General features: G+C 67.6%; 13 protein-coding genes. 7 read left to right on the forward strand and 6 right to left on the reverse strand.

The window, feature by feature from the left end; translation table 11 throughout:
• Nucleotides 1–120: 120 nt before the first annotated feature.
• On the reverse strand, nucleotides 121–1,287 hold the full coding sequence (locus DVR07_RS16950) for a CaiB/BaiF CoA transferase family protein (RefSeq protein WP_115798501.1): 1,167 nt from the start codon (nucleotides 1,285–1,287) through the stop codon (nucleotides 121–123).
• Between the two features lie 121 nt (nucleotides 1,288–1,408).
• Between DVR07_RS16950 and DVR07_RS16955 the strand changes: the two genes are divergently transcribed.
• Nucleotides 1,409–2,203 carry an enoyl-CoA hydratase/isomerase family protein gene (locus DVR07_RS16955; protein WP_115798502.1) on the forward strand — a complete coding sequence of 265 codons (795 nt, stop codon included), beginning with the start codon at nucleotides 1,409–1,411 and terminating at the stop codon, nucleotides 2,201–2,203.
• Nucleotides 2,204–2,251: 48 nt separating this feature from the next.
• Here the strand turns inward: DVR07_RS16955 and DVR07_RS16960 are convergent, their stop codons facing one another.
• Entirely contained in the window at nucleotides 2,252–3,793 is a 1,542-nt protein-coding gene (locus tag DVR07_RS16960; protein WP_115798503.1) for a fatty acid--CoA ligase, read from the reverse strand.
• 177 nt (nucleotides 3,794–3,970) lie between these two features.
• Here DVR07_RS16960 and DVR07_RS16965 point away from each other — a divergent pair, with 177 nt between their 5' ends.
• The 3 genes from DVR07_RS16965 to twy1 all read left to right on the forward strand — a co-directional run bounded on the left by DVR07_RS16965 (nucleotide 3,971) and on the right by twy1 (nucleotide 6,673).
• Nucleotides 3,971–4,399, forward strand: a complete 429-nt coding sequence (locus DVR07_RS16965; RefSeq protein WP_115798504.1) for an OsmC family protein — start codon at nucleotides 3,971–3,973, stop codon at nucleotides 4,397–4,399.
• A gap of 247 nt (nucleotides 4,400–4,646) precedes the next feature.
• A complete protein-coding gene (locus DVR07_RS16970) occupies nucleotides 4,647–5,594 on the forward strand; it encodes a zinc-binding dehydrogenase (RefSeq protein WP_115798505.1) in 948 nt (315 codons plus the stop codon).
• 104 nt (nucleotides 5,595–5,698) lie between these two features.
• Complete coding sequence (twy1, locus tag DVR07_RS16975; protein WP_115798506.1) at nucleotides 5,699–6,673, forward strand: 4-demethylwyosine synthase TYW1; 975 nt, start codon at nucleotides 5,699–5,701, stop codon at nucleotides 6,671–6,673.
• On the opposite strand, the gene DVR07_RS16980 is transcribed toward twy1, so the two are convergent.
• On the reverse strand, nucleotides 6,674–7,756 hold the full coding sequence (locus tag DVR07_RS16980) for a hypothetical protein (RefSeq protein ID WP_115798507.1): 1,083 nt from the start codon (nucleotides 7,754–7,756) through the stop codon (nucleotides 6,674–6,676). It abuts the gene before it with no gap.
• 115 nt (nucleotides 7,757–7,871) lie between these two features.
• On the opposite strand from DVR07_RS16980, the gene DVR07_RS16985 reads away from it, so the two are divergent.
• Complete coding sequence (locus DVR07_RS16985) at nucleotides 7,872–8,657, forward strand: hypothetical protein (RefSeq protein ID WP_115798508.1); 786 nt, start codon at nucleotides 7,872–7,874, stop codon at nucleotides 8,655–8,657.
• 28 nt (nucleotides 8,658–8,685) lie between these two features.
• Here DVR07_RS16985 and DVR07_RS16990 read toward each other — a convergent pair whose 3' ends face one another.
• Nucleotides 8,686–9,051 (reverse strand): cupin domain-containing protein, encoded by a 366-nt coding sequence (locus DVR07_RS16990; protein ID WP_115798509.1) that lies wholly within the window; start codon nucleotides 9,049–9,051, stop codon nucleotides 8,686–8,688.
• 198 nt (nucleotides 9,052–9,249) lie between these two features.
• On the opposite strand from DVR07_RS16990, the gene DVR07_RS16995 reads away from it, so the two are divergent.
• Both DVR07_RS16995 and ribB read left to right on the forward strand, forming a co-directional pair.
• Nucleotides 9,250–9,957: a DUF120 domain-containing protein gene (locus DVR07_RS16995; protein ID WP_115798510.1), complete on the forward strand. Its 708-nt coding sequence runs from the start codon at nucleotides 9,250–9,252 to the stop codon at nucleotides 9,955–9,957.
• Nucleotides 9,954–10,610: a 3,4-dihydroxy-2-butanone-4-phosphate synthase gene (ribB, locus tag DVR07_RS17000; protein WP_115798511.1), complete on the forward strand. Its 657-nt coding sequence runs from the start codon at nucleotides 9,954–9,956 to the stop codon at nucleotides 10,608–10,610. Before DVR07_RS16995 ends, ribB begins: the two co-directional genes overlap by 4 nt.
• A gap of 90 nt (nucleotides 10,611–10,700) precedes the next feature.
• Here the strand turns inward: ribB and DVR07_RS17005 are convergent, their stop codons facing one another.
• A complete protein-coding gene (locus DVR07_RS17005) occupies nucleotides 10,701–12,038 on the reverse strand; it encodes an aspartate aminotransferase family protein (RefSeq protein ID WP_115798512.1) in 1,338 nt (445 codons plus the stop codon).
• Nucleotides 12,039–12,060: 22 nt separating this feature from the next.
• Nucleotides 12,061–12,945 carry an ABC transporter permease gene (locus DVR07_RS17010; RefSeq protein WP_115798513.1) on the reverse strand — a complete coding sequence of 295 codons (885 nt, stop codon included), beginning with the start codon at nucleotides 12,943–12,945 and terminating at the stop codon, nucleotides 12,061–12,063.

Raw genomic sequence — 12,945 nt, forward strand, 5'->3', positions numbered from 1 at the left:
CGGGCGGATTCACGCCGACCGGCCTTTACACTTCGGGAACGCTCGGCACGCGAAGCGGCGTTCCGCGGTCGCGTTCCCGCCGGATCGCGCTCGCGCCGGTCGCCCCGACCGACTCCGTCCCTACCGGATCGCGTCCGCCTCGCGGAGCGCGGCGAGGTCCGCGTCGGCGAGGCCGACCTCCCGGAGCACCTCGTCGGTGTGCTGGCCGCGCTCCGGGACGCGCTCGTCGGTCGCCTCGGGTTCGGCGCTGCTCCGCCCGGGGAAGCCGACCCTCGGCGGAGCGTCGTCGGGGCGTTCCACGACGCCGCGGGCCTCGAACTGCGGGTGCTCGACCGCCTCCGCGGGCGTGTTGACCGGCGCCGTCATCGTCTCATCGCCCAGCGTCTCCAGCCAGCGCTCGCGCGACCGGCTCGCGAACAGGGCCGCGAGTTCGTCCCGCAGCGCCTCGCGGACGGCCGGGTCGTCGGTCCCGTGCTTGCCCGTCAGGTCCTCGCGGCCGACCGCCTCGCAGAACGCCGCCCAGAACGCGGGCTCCAGCGCCGCGAGCGTGACGTACCGCCCGTCCGCGCACTCGTAGACGTCGTACCACGGGACCCCGCCGGTCAGCTCCGTCTCGCCCGGCCGGGGGTTCCCGCCGGTCAGGGCCGGATACGCGACCGACTGGGAGAACGAGAGCACGACGTCCGACATCGCGACGTCGACGTACTCGCCGCCGGTGTTGCCGAGTTCGCGCGAGGCGAGCGCGCCCACGACCGCGAACGCGGCGAACAGCCCGCCGCCGAGGTCGGCGACCTGGTAGCCCGGAATCTGCGGCGGCGCGTCGGCGTCCTCGCGGGTCATGTCGAGCAGGCCGGCGAGGCCGACGTAGTTGAGGTCGTGGCCGGCCCGGTCGGCGTAGGGGCCGGTCTGCCCGTACCCCGAGAGCGAGCAGTAGACGAGCTCGCCGTTGTGCTTCCGGAGCGTCTCGTAGTCGACCCCCAGCCGGTCGACGACGCCCGGCCGGAACTGCTCGACCACGGCGTCGGCGGACTCGACCAGCGCGTAGAACGCCTCCCGGCCCGCCTCCGACTTGAGGTCGACGGCGACGCTGCGCTTGCCCCGGTTGACCGAGTCGAACATCGCGCCCACGTCGCGGTCGGTGAACGGCCCCATCTCCCTGGCGTAGTCGCCGCGGTCGGGGTCCTCGACCTTCACCACGTCCGCCCCGGCGTCGGCCAGCAGCTGGGTCGCGTACGGACCGGGCAGGAGCCGCGTCAGGTCGAGCACTCGAACGCCGTCGAGTCGCATAGCGCGACCTCGGCCGAGCGGACCTTAAAAGTCGGGGCGGCCGCGCACGCGACCCGGACGACCGCCGGCCCATCGCCGAGCTATATGTGGCGCGGCCGCCTCGGCATACGGTGACGAGACCATGTCCGATTCGACCTACGAGACCATCCGCGTCGAACGCGACGAGAGCGCGGCCACCGTGACGCTCGCCCGGCCGGACCACCTGAACTCGCTCACGCGGGAGCTGACCGAGGAACTGCGCGACGCGGTGACGGAACTGACCGCGGACGACGGTGTCCGGTGCATCGTCCTCGCGGGCGCGGGCGACGCCTTCGGCGCCGGCGCCGACCTCGCCCGACTCGACGGCGACGCCGGGGACGAACCGGTCATCCGGCAGCTCGCGTCGACGCTCCACGAGACGATTCGCCGGCTCCACCGGGCCGAGAAGCCGGTGGTGGTCGGCGTCGACGGGGTCGCGGCCGGCGCGGGGTTCAGCCTCGCGCTCTCGGGCGACGTGGTGCTCGCGAGCGACGAGGCGCGGTTCGAGTACGCCTACCCCCGGGTCGGACTCACCGGCGACGGCGGCTCGACCTTCCTCCTCCCGCGGCTGGTCGGCCTCCGCCGGGCGAAGGAGATCGCGCTGCTCGACGAGCCTATCGACCCCGAACGGGCGGTCGACCTCGGCATCGCGACCGAGGTCGTCGCCGACGACGAGTTCGACGACCGGCTCGACGAGCTCGCATCGCGGCTCGCAGAGGGGCCGACGAAGGCGCTCGGCCGGGTGAAGCGGCTCATGACCGAGGGGTTCGACCGCCGGCTCGAGGACCAGCTCGCCGCCGAGACGAACGCCATCGCCGAGTCGACCCGGACCGAGGACTACGCCAGGGGCCACGACGCCTTCTACGGCGACGACGACCCGGAGTTCGTCGGGCGGTGACCCACCCGTCCGGTGCCGAGACGAGCGCGCTCGAAGACCCGCAGTTAGCTACGCGTCGTCGTCCCGGAGCTTGAACTTCTGGACCTTCCCGCTGGGGTTCTTCGGCAGCTCCTCGACGAAGTAGTAGTCCCGGGGGCGCTTGAAGTCGGCCAGCGCGTCGCCCTCGGTGAGGTAGCGGTCGAGCTCGTCCCGGGAGGCGTCGCCCACGACGTAGGCGACCACGCGCTCGCCCCACTCGTCGTCGGGCTCGCCGACGACCGCGGCCTCGGCCACGTCCGGGTGCGAGAACAGCGCGTCCTCGACCTCGGTCGGGTAGACGTTCTCGCCGCCCGAGATGATCATGTCGTCTTTCCGGTCGACGACCCACAGGTAGCCGTCCTCGTCGCGGTAGCCCAGGTCGCCGGTGTAGTACCACTCCGCGCCGTCGGCCTCGCGGAGCGACTCGGCGGTCGCCTCCGGGCGGTTCCAGTACTCCCGCATCGTGCACGGCCCGGCGATGAGGATCTCGCCGACCTCGCCGCGCTCGACCGTCTCGGTCGGGTCCGCGTCGGGCTCGACGACCCGGACCGAGTGGTTGAGCGCGGGCAGGCCCGCGCAGCCCTGCTTCGATAGCTGGTCCTCGGGCGGCTGGAACACCCCGCAGGGGCCGATCTCGGTCATGCCGTACGCCTGGACGTAGTCCTCGCAGAGCTGGTCCATGCAGTCCTCGAGCACCTGCTCGGGCATCGGCGCGGCGCCGTAGAGCCCGACCCGGAGCGACGAGACGTCCACGTCCGTCTCCTTGGCGCCCTGCGCGAGCGCGTTCCACACCGTCGGCGCGGCGAACAGCAGGGTGACGCCGTGGTCCTCGATGGCCCGCAGCGCCTCCGCCGCCTCGAACTCGTGGTGGATGACGTTCGTCGCGCCGCGGGCCACGCGGCTGAACAGCATCGCGTGGAGCTCGGCGCAGTGGTACATCGGAAGGATGGTGAGCCCGGTGTCGTGGCGCGTGATGTTCAGCTCGCCGATGCACAGCAGGTTGTGCTCGACCATGTCGCGGTGCTCGTGGACGACGCCCTTCGGTCGCCCCGTCGTCCCCGAGGTGTAGATGAACGCGTAGACGTCGTCCTCCGCGACGTCCGCCGTCGGCGCGTCGGAGCTCCCCTCGTCGAGCAGCGCGTAGAAGTCGTCGGCGTAGTCGGGCGTCTCCCCGTCGATGGCCACGTAGTTCTCGACGGTCGCCAGCTCGGGCTTCGCGCCCTCGACCGCGTCGCGGGTCGCGGACTCGAAGAGGAGGGTGTGGGCCCCGGCGTCGTTCACGATGAACTCGACCTCGTCGGCGGACAGCCGGTAGTTCAGCGGCGTGAACACGGCGCCGAGCTTCGCGCACGCGTAGACGGTCACCGCCATCTCCGAGCCGTTGTACAGCACCGTCGCGACCCGGTCGCCCTTCTCGACGCCGAGGTCGGCGAGCGCGTTCGTGAGCCGGTTGACCCGCTCGTCGAACTCGGCGTAGGTCCACCGCTGGTCCCGCCGCGGGTAGACGATGGCGTCGCGGTCGGGGTGACGTTCGACGGTCTGTTCCAGGGTGTCACCTATCGTCGGATGCATGCTATCGGGTTCTCCACATCGTCTACTAACTTTTGTGGAGATTCACGCCAAACGATAGTGAATGAAATCGGGTCGGTCCGACGGCACCGGCACGACCGGGCGAGAGTAGCGTCGGCTCCGGACCTGTCAGCTGGCTGCCGGTGTTTCCTTACGGGAAGCCGTTGCAGTAGTCGACGCATGCCCACGAGACAGGCCGAAACCACGTGGCAAGGCGGCAAAGACGGTAGCGGCGACTTCGAGACCGAGAGCGGCCAGATAGCGGGGACGTTCCGGTTCCCGACCCGCTTCGAGGACGAGCAGGGAACGAACCCCGAGGAGCTCATCGGCGCGGCCCATTCGGGCTGCTTCTCGATGCAGCTGACGGCGTTCCTCGAAGAGGAGGGCTACGAGGCCGAGCGCATCCACACGGAGGCCGACGTCCACCTCGAGAAGGCCGACGGCGGCGGGTTCGAGATCCCGCGCATCGACCTGACGCTGGAGGCGGAGGTACCCGACGTCGACCAGGACACTTTCGACGAACTCGCCCAGAACGCCAAGGAGAACTGTCCGGTCTCGAAGGCGCTGGCCGGTCCCGAGATCGCGCTCGACGCGACGCTCCAGAGCTGAGCGGGCAACCGGCCGGCCGGAGGGTTGCGGTCAGCTACGCGCGGACGCCACCTTTGCTGTCGAGGTACGCTGTCGAGGTACGGGCTGGCGGCCGCGGCGGCCCGTTCGCGTACGGACGCGACGAACTCGCGTCGAGCGCCGGCCGTCCACCGGCACGTTCCGCTCGCCGAAGGAGTCGCAACTTCGTCCGGGGGTGCGAGTCCGATCGGACACAACGTATACTCCGATGCCGGTCGTAGTCTGTGGCATGGAAGCGATGGTCATCACTGACTTCGGCGGAACGGACGTCTTCGAGCGACGCGAGGTCGAGAAGCCGACTCCCGGGGCGACCGAGGTTCTCGTCCGCGTTCACGCCTCGTCGGTCAACCCCGTCGACACCAAGATCCGGCAGGCGGGGTCGTGGGCGGGCATCTCGCCGCCGACGGTGATCGGGTACGACGTCTCGGGCGTCGTCGAAGCCGTCGGCGAGGAGGTGACGGACTTCGCCGAGGGCGACGAGGTGTTCTACACCCCCGAGATATTCGGCGAGCAGGGGAGCTTCGCCGAGTACCACGTCGCCGACGAGTCGATCGTCGCGCGAAAGCCCGAGAACCTGTCGCACTCGGAGGCCGCGGCGCTCCCGCTCGCGGCCGCGACAGCCTGGGAGGCGATCGTCACCCGCGGCGACGTCGACGCGGGCGAGACCGTCCTCGTTCACGGTGCCGGCGGCGTCGGCGCGCACGCCGTCCAGATCGCGGCCGCGAGCGGCGCGCAGGTCGTCGCGACGGCGAGCCCCGAGACCGTCGAGCAGACCGAGGAGTTCGGCGCGACCCGCGCGATCGACTACGAGTCCGAGGACTTCGCCGACGTCGTCGAATCGGAGTTCGACGAACCGGTCGACCTCGTCTTCGACACCGTCGGCGGGGGGACGCTGGCCGAGAGCACCGGCGTCGTGCGGCCTCACGGCCGGCTGATCACCATCCTCGAACCCGAAGGCGAGTGGGGGTCGGCGTACCAGAAGAACCTCGACGTTCGCATGCTGTTCCTCGAGCGCGACCGCCGACCGCTCGACGCGCTCCGGCGACTCGCCGAGCGCGGTCACCTCGAGCCGGTGATCGACTCGGTGCTCCCGTTGGCGGAGGTCGCGAAGGCCCACGAGATGGTCGAGGAGGGCGGACTCACCGGAAAGGTGGTGCTGGACGTCGTCGGTGAGTAGCGGGGATCGGCGGGACCGGCGGGGTCACCTTCGAGTCCGTACACGCCGTCCGCGACGCGGCGCGAGGAAAGAACGTTTTAGCCTCGGCCGCTATCCGTCCTACAATGAGCGATTCCGGACCGAAGCAGGTGGACTCTCCCGAGTACCACCACGAGAACCACACCGCCGCCCAGACCTGCGGGTGGACCGCCAACGCCATGCGCGGCGAGGGGAAGTGTTATAAAAATATTTTCTACGGCATCGAGTCCCACCGCTGCATCCAGATGACGCCCGTGGTCAAGTGCAACGAGCGGTGCGTCTTCTGCTGGCGGGACCACGCCGGCCACGCCTACGAGCTGGGCGACGTCGAGTGGGACGACCCCGAGGCGGTCGTCGACGCCAGCATCGACCTCCAGCGCAAGCTGCTGTCGGGGTTCGGCGGCAACGACGAGGTGCCCCGCGAGCGCTTCGAGGAGTCGATGGAGCCCCGCCACGTCGCCATCAGCCTCGACGGCGAGCCCACCCTCTACCCCTACCTGCCGGAACTCATCGAGGCGTTCCACGACCGCGACATCACCACCTTCCTCGTCTCGAACGGGACCCGGCCGGAGGTCATCCGGGACTGCGACCCGACGCAGCTCTACGTCAGCGTCGACGCGCCCGAGCGGGCCACCTTCGACGAGGTGGTGAAGGCGATGGAGGACGACGCCTGGGAGAAGCTGGTCGACACGATGGACGTGCTCGCCGAGAAGGACGAGACCCGGACGGTGCTCCGCACCACGCTGGTCGGCGGCCAGAACGTCCACTCGCCCGACTGGTACGCCGGGTTCTACCGGCGCGCCGACCCCGACTTCGTGGAGCTCAAGTCCTACATGCACGTCGGCGAGTCCCGCGACCGCGTCGCCAGGGAGTCGATGCTCGACCACGAGGACGTCGTCGACTTCGCCGAGCGGATCCAGGCGCACATGCCCGACCACGAGCACCTCAAGGAGGTGCCGGTCTCGCGGGTCGCGCTGCTGTCGAAGACCGACGACACCTGGGTGCCGAAGCTGCGGAAGGACAGCGAGTTCTGGGCGCGGGACCCGATGACCGGGGACTGATCAGCTTTCAGCAAGTTTGACTGCTTTCTCGGTCAGGCGATATCGGTAAGCCTGTCTCCTGAAGATGATCTTATCGTATTCTCCCCTCTTGGTTATCGATTCGCTTCGTTCTATTGCTTCGATAGCTGAGTTTAGCTTTTCGAGAGAGTTCCCTCCTCGAAGATATGATTCAACTTTCTCTGGCATAATGCTGAATTCCTCTGCAAGGATACTGCGGAGCGTTCTTCCTGCACCGTCTGTTACAGCAATCGCTCCTTCTTCAGAGAACTGTGACTTTCTAGCGAAGTGGGGTTCTTCATCAATGTGAGCGATGAGCCCCTCAAGATTCTGCTCGACTTCCTCCTCAATTCGACCGTTAACAATCTCGTCAGTTCGTTCACTAATCACATAGTAGTCGGGACCCGGCGGTGAGACCTTTTGAACAAGGTCGATTTCAGAAAGATGATTTAGTACCGTTCCGGGAGTAAAATCAAACTCGATATCTAACTGCGATTCCATCTCACTTCTTTTCAGGCCTTCGTGATCCGGTTCGATTTCTGCTTCGAATAGTGCTCTTACTAACTTTACCTGATCATCGACGCTGCGCGTCTTCCCTTTTCTATCCCGGATTTCTTCTTCTACCTCTGGTATGTGCTCACTGTCGGTCGAAAACGTTTCTCTAACAGTTTTCGGAAGTTCAGGCCGGGGTGCATCTTCGTGACGCTCAATTTTCTCCGACTTCCGGGTGTTCTTGTACAACGCTCGTGCCACTGGTACGCCACGGAGGTAGTTGTACTCGTGGAGAACCTCGACGCCGTGCTCGGTGAAACCGTAGAACTTCGAGGGAAGGTCCCGCTTGTCCTCGCTCGGCTCGTAGCGATACAGGTCCAGAATGCCTGCATCAATGAGGTTGTCGAGCTGATCGCTGATTGCCGCCTTGCTCTTGGGAATCATGTAATCTAGCTCGTCGAGCGACGCGAGGTGCTTCGGATGGCCGAGGACGTATTGGACGATGAGATGGCGCGTCTCCTGCGAGAGGATATCGAAGATGCGGCGCTGCTCCTCGAACGGCCCGCCCTTACTTGCCGACGAGCTATCGCTCATACGATTTGCTTCGGAGGGATGACGAATAACACTTTTGGTCAACCAATCTGGTTTCTCGTAAAATTCCCATACCAGTTAGAAAGATATAAACGGAGTCAGTACGAGCCTTCGACCAATGGCAGACCCGTCGGTTCCTCCGAACGCGGACGAAATCGAGGCTGCCGTGGACGAAGCCCTTCACGGCCTCGAACTGGAGCCGCACGAGACGGCGAAGATTCTCGGGTTCGCAAACGAAGAACTATCACATCTCCAGACGCCGGAAACGTCCTACTTCGTCCTCGGGAGTTACCGAGACCCGTACGTCCGTCGACTGAGAACGGTCGAGAACGAACTGAACAAGCGACTCAATTCGTACGCTTTCGTCATGGGCGAACTCCGGGAGATTGGGCTCGACCGACTTCCGGAGTTCAGGATTCGGTTCCATCTCCTGGCATCGTACGCTGATTACGTCGTCGGAGTGTACGAGCAGGACGCAGGCGGCGAGGTGACGGAATTAGGGAAAGTGAGCGAAACGCCGTATTTCGAAAAGTCGTACGTACTTCCCAGGGACTACTGCTGGATGACGGGAGAGAACTTCAACGGCAAGGTAGACGCCGTTGCCGCTGCGATGGCGATTTCGTACAACGACGATCTCACAGAGGACGAGAAGACGAGCGAACTCGAATCACTGGCCGCAGAAGCACGGGAGAGCGGAATCGACGTTTCTCGAAATGATCTGGCTAACGCTGTAGAAGAACGCGAAGATGAGGATACGGTGTCTTACAGCTGGGTCCATCTCAACGAGTTCCGCCTCTTCGAGTTGCACGATCGGTGTCAGCCGTGGGTCGAAGAGTCAGAACTCCGCGATTCGACGGACATCGTGCCGACACCGAGTAGCCATCCCGATTGGGAAACAGAGTAGACGGCTTTCAAAGTCCGATTTTCGTAGATTAGAGCCGCTCGACCTCCTCCTGGGTCGCCTCGCTCTCGACGTTCCCCGTGTTCGTCGTCTCGGTCGGCTCGAACAGCAGCACCTCGGCCTCGCCCTCGTCGGCGACCGGCCGGTGCTCGACGCCCGCCGGTACCACCAGCAGCTCTCCCTCGTCCAGCGTCACGTCGTCCCGGTCCTCGAACTCGATGCGGAGCCGGCCGCGCCGGACCAGGAAGAGTTCGTCGGCCTCGTCGTGACGGTGCCAGACGAACTCGCCCTCCAGTTTGGCGAGCTTGACCGCCTGCCCGTTGAGCTCCGCCGCGAGCCGGGGCGCCCACTGCTCGTCGAACGAGTCGAACCCGTCGTCGAGGTTCACCTTCTCCATACCCGTCCGGTCGCCCGCGACCGGGAAAGGGCTGTGGTCGGATCGTATCGGCCTCGGTCGAGGGAAAAGAATAGGTGTCACCGTCCCCCAGTTCGACATCCGACCGACTCGCCCTGCCACTCCGTCCCACACCGTTCCAATTCTGGGGACCGTACCGCTTCCGTTATGCTTAAACCGCGAGCGGCCGGAGTGTCGGGTATGTCAGCGACACGGCCGCGCGCCGTCGGCTACGACGAGCTCGCGGCGCTCAAGCTCCTCGCGCTCGACGGCGGGCTCGACGGGGAGGTCAAGGTCTCCTGCTCGGGGCTCGCCGACCGGCTCGACGCCTCCAACCAGACCGCCTCGCGGCGGCTCCAGCAGCTCGACGAGGCCGGGCTGGTCGAGCGCGAGATGGTCAGCGACGGCCAGTGGGTCTCCGTCACCGAGGACGGCGAGTGGTCGCTCAAGCGCGAGTACGAGGACTACCGCCGCATCTTCGAGACGCCCGCGGGGATCGACCTGACCGGCGTCGTCACCAGCGGAATGGGCGAGGGCCGCCACTACATCTCGCTGCCGGGCTACATGGAGCAGTTCGAGGACCGGCTGGGCTACGAGCCGTTCCTCGGCACGCTCAACGTCGAGCTCTCCGACGAGAGCGTCCGGGCCCGGTCGGCGATGGAGGCGCTCGACCCGGTCCACATCGACGGCTGGGAGGACGACGACCGGACCTACGGTCCGGCGGTCTGCTACCCCGCGGTGGTCGAGACCCGGGACGGAGAGGTGTTCGAGCGGGCCCACACCATCGCGCCCGAGCGCACCCACCACGACGAGGACCAACTGGAGGTCATCGCGCCCGTCAAGCTCCGCGAGGAACTGGGGCTCGAGGACGGCGACCACGTGACCGTCCACGTCGAGGAGAAAGCATGAGCCAGGCCGCTGCGGGCGTCGAGGCCGCGGTCGAGGCGTTCCGCGAGGGGTCGCCCGTGCTGGTCCACGACGCCGCCGACCGCGAGGGCGAGACCGACCTCATCTACCCGGCGGGCGCGGTCGCCCCCGAGGACGTCTCGCGCATGCGCAACAACGCCGGCGGCCTCGTCTGCGTCGCGCTCGCAGACGAGGTGGCGGATGCCTTCGGACTTCCCTTCCTGGAGGACGCGCTCGACCACCCCGCGAGCGCGGCCCACGACCTGGGCTACGACGAGCGCTCGTCGTTCTCGCTCCCGGTCAACCACCGCGACACCTACACCGGCATCACCGACGAGGACCGCGCGACGACAATCGCGGAGTTAGCCGAGGCGGCCGCGGACCCCGACGCGACCGACTTCGCCGAGGAGTTCCGCGCGCCGGGCCACGTCCACCTGCTGCGGGCCGCCCCGGACCTGCTCGCCGACCGCGAGGGCCACACCGAACTCGGCATCGCGCTGGCCGCGGCCGCCGACCGCGAGCCCGCGGTCGTGGTCTGCGAGATGCTCGACGACGAGTCCGGCGAGGCGCTCGCGCCCGCCGACGCGCGCGCCTACGCCGAGCGCCACGGCTTCCCGTACCTGGAGGGCGCCGACCTCATCGAGCGCCTCGGCTGACGGAATCGAGGCCCCGGCCTCCTTTCTCCGGGTTCGTTCTCCTCCGGATCCGTCAGCAATCGCACAGCGACGCCGCTCGGGGCCGTTCGCCTAGGCCGATAGCCCCGACAGCACCTCGTCGGCGTCGTCGAGGTACGCGTCGAGGTGGTCGTCGGTGTGGGCCAGCGAGAGGTGGTGACGCTTGTAGGGGTTCGGGGTGAAGAAGTGGCCGCGCTCGCGCATCCCGGCCGCGAACTCGCGGAACCGCTCCTCGTCGAGGCCGGCCACGTCCGCGTAGTCGCGGGGCCGGCCGGTGACGCCGAACTGGACGCTGAAGATGCTCCCGTAGCCGACCACGCGCCCCTCGATGCCGCGGTCGGCGAGCAGATCCCGGAGTCCGGCCCGGTATCGGTCGCCGAGGTCGCCGACCCGCGCCGGGACGTCCTCGGACTCGACGAGGCCGAGCGTCTCGCGGGCGGCCGCGAGGCCCATCGGGCTCCCCGAGTAGGTGCCGCTGATGACGACGCCCGACTCGTTGTCGCCGCCGGCCTGCGCCAGCAGGTCCGCCCGGCCGCCGACCGCCGCGACCGGGTAGCCGTTGCCCATCGCCTTCGCGACGCAGGTCAGGTCGGGGTCGACGCCGAGCTCGGCCTGCATGCCGTTGGCCGAGTGGCGGAATCCGGTGATGACCTCGTCGAAGACGAGCGGGACGTCCCGGGCGTCGGTCTCTGCTTCGAGGGCATCGAGGAACGCGTCGGTCGGCCGCAGGCAGCCCACCGAGTGCGGGACGGGTTCGAGGATGACGCCCGCCAGGTCGTCGCCGTGGCGCTCCATCGCCGCGCGGAACGCCTCGGGGTCGTTGAACGGCACGACCACGGTGCTGTCGACCGCGGCCGAGAGCATCCCGTCGGACTCGGGGTAGGGGTCGAGTTCCGGGCTCGCGTCGCCACCGGTGTTTCGCCCGGCGACTTCCTCCGCAGGCGGATAGACGCTCACGTCCACGTAGTCGTGCCAGCCGTGGTAGCACCCCTCGAACTTCAGCAGCTTCTCGTTGCCGGTGTGGGCGCGGGCGAGCCGGATGGCGTGGTAGGTGGCCTCGCTGCCGCTGTTGCAGAAGTTGACCATCTCGACGCTCGGCAGCAGGTCGACGAGGCGCTCGGCCACCTCGACCTCGAGGTCGGTCGTCGCGGCGCCGTAGAGCACCCCCCGGTCGATGGCTTCCTTGGCTGCGGTATCGACCTCCTCGCGGCCGTGGCCCAGGAGAATCGGCCCGAACGCCAGGTGGTAGTCGGTGAGGGTCTCGCCGGCGACCGTCGCGAGGGTCGCCCCGTCTGCGGCCTCGAACGCGACGTCGCCGAGGTCGTAGGCCTGCGCCCGCAGGCCGGTCTGGGCCCCGCCGGGGATGACCGCCCGGGCCCGGGAGACGAGTCTGTCGGTGCGGTCGTCCATGAAGAAGGTGGTCGGTCGCGAGCTACGAGTCTTCTTCGGTGCCGGCGACCATGCCGGCGACGTTGCCGACGTTCATCGCGACCGCGAGCACCGCGGCGATGACGAAGACGATGAACGAGGAGATGGCGTTCATCTTCGGGGCGGTGCCGTACTTGATCATCGAGTACATCGAGGTCGTCAGCACGTCCATCGTGCCCTTCACGAAGTAGACCCGGATGAAGTCCTCGAACGAGCGGATCCAGGCGAACAGGAAGCCCGCGCCGATGGCGGGCGCCACGATGGGTAGCGTGATGTCCCGGAACACGGTGAGGGGGTCCGCACCGAGGTCGCGGGCCGCCTCCTCCAGCGACTCGTCGAACGTGTAGAGTCGCGACGTGACCATCAGGAGCACGAACGGGAAGCCGTACACGCTGTGGGTCAGCACCACGGTCAGGAACCCGGGAACGATGCCGAGCAGCGTGCGGAAGTAGATGAGCAGCGCGATGCCCAGCACCACGCCCGGGATCACCATCGGCAGGATGCCGAACGTCCGGTAGAGCTCCTTGAACGGGAAGTCGTACCGGGCGAGCGCGAAGCTCGCCAGCACCCCCAGCACGGTCGCGATGGCCGCCGACAGCGTCGCGATCTGGACGCTGTTCCAGAGCGCGAACATCAGGGTGCCGTCGGCGAACGTCGCAGCGTAGTGGTCGAGCGTGAACCCCCGGAACGGGAAGATGGTGCTCGCGTTGACAGCGAACGAGAGGAACATCATCACCGCGAGCGGTATCCACAGGAACACCAGCAGCGCGCCCGCGACCAGCCAGAGGCCGCGGCTCAGCAGCCACTCCTTGCGCTCGTGGTCCAGCAGGCGCGACGGGCTCGCGGTCTCGCGGGCCTCCTCGGTCGTGGAGCCGGTCTCGGTCGCCAT

The sequence above is a fragment of the Halorussus rarus genome (assembly GCF_003369835.1).
GTDB classification, from domain to species: Archaea; Halobacteriota; Halobacteria; order Halobacteriales; family Haladaptataceae; genus Halorussus; species Halorussus rarus.

What these genes read in the sequence shown, in the direction of transcription:
- DVR07_RS16950 (WP_115798501.1), bottom strand. Translation starts at nt 1,287, where the DNA reads ATGCGACTCGACGGCGTTCGAGTGCTCGACCTGACGCGGCTCCTGCCC.
- DVR07_RS16955 (WP_115798502.1), top strand. Translation starts at nt 1,409, where the DNA reads ATGTCCGATTCGACCTACGAGACCATCCGCGTCGAACGCGACGAGAGC.
- DVR07_RS16960 (WP_115798503.1), bottom strand. Translation starts at nt 3,793, where the DNA reads ATGCATCCGACGATAGGTGACACCCTGGAACAGACCGTCGAACGTCAC.
- DVR07_RS16965 (WP_115798504.1), top strand. Translation starts at nt 3,971, where the DNA reads ATGCCCACGAGACAGGCCGAAACCACGTGGCAAGGCGGCAAAGACGGT.
- DVR07_RS16970 (WP_115798505.1), top strand. Translation starts at nt 4,647, where the DNA reads ATGGAAGCGATGGTCATCACTGACTTCGGCGGAACGGACGTCTTCGAG.
- twy1 (WP_115798506.1), top strand. Translation starts at nt 5,699, where the DNA reads ATGAGCGATTCCGGACCGAAGCAGGTGGACTCTCCCGAGTACCACCAC.
- DVR07_RS16980 (WP_115798507.1), bottom strand. Translation starts at nt 7,756, where the DNA reads ATGAGCGATAGCTCGTCGGCAAGTAAGGGCGGGCCGTTCGAGGAGCAG.
- DVR07_RS16985 (WP_115798508.1), top strand. Translation starts at nt 7,872, where the DNA reads ATGGCAGACCCGTCGGTTCCTCCGAACGCGGACGAAATCGAGGCTGCC.
- DVR07_RS16990 (WP_115798509.1), bottom strand. Translation starts at nt 9,051, where the DNA reads ATGGAGAAGGTGAACCTCGACGACGGGTTCGACTCGTTCGACGAGCAG.
- DVR07_RS16995 (WP_115798510.1), top strand. Translation starts at nt 9,250, where the DNA reads ATGTCAGCGACACGGCCGCGCGCCGTCGGCTACGACGAGCTCGCGGCG.
- ribB (WP_115798511.1), top strand. Translation starts at nt 9,954, where the DNA reads ATGAGCCAGGCCGCTGCGGGCGTCGAGGCCGCGGTCGAGGCGTTCCGC.
- DVR07_RS17005 (WP_115798512.1), bottom strand. Translation starts at nt 12,038, where the DNA reads ATGGACGACCGCACCGACAGACTCGTCTCCCGGGCCCGGGCGGTCATC.
- DVR07_RS17010 (WP_115798513.1), bottom strand. Translation starts at nt 12,945, where the DNA reads ATGGCGACCGAGACCGGCTCCACGACCGAGGAGGCCCGCGAGACCGCG.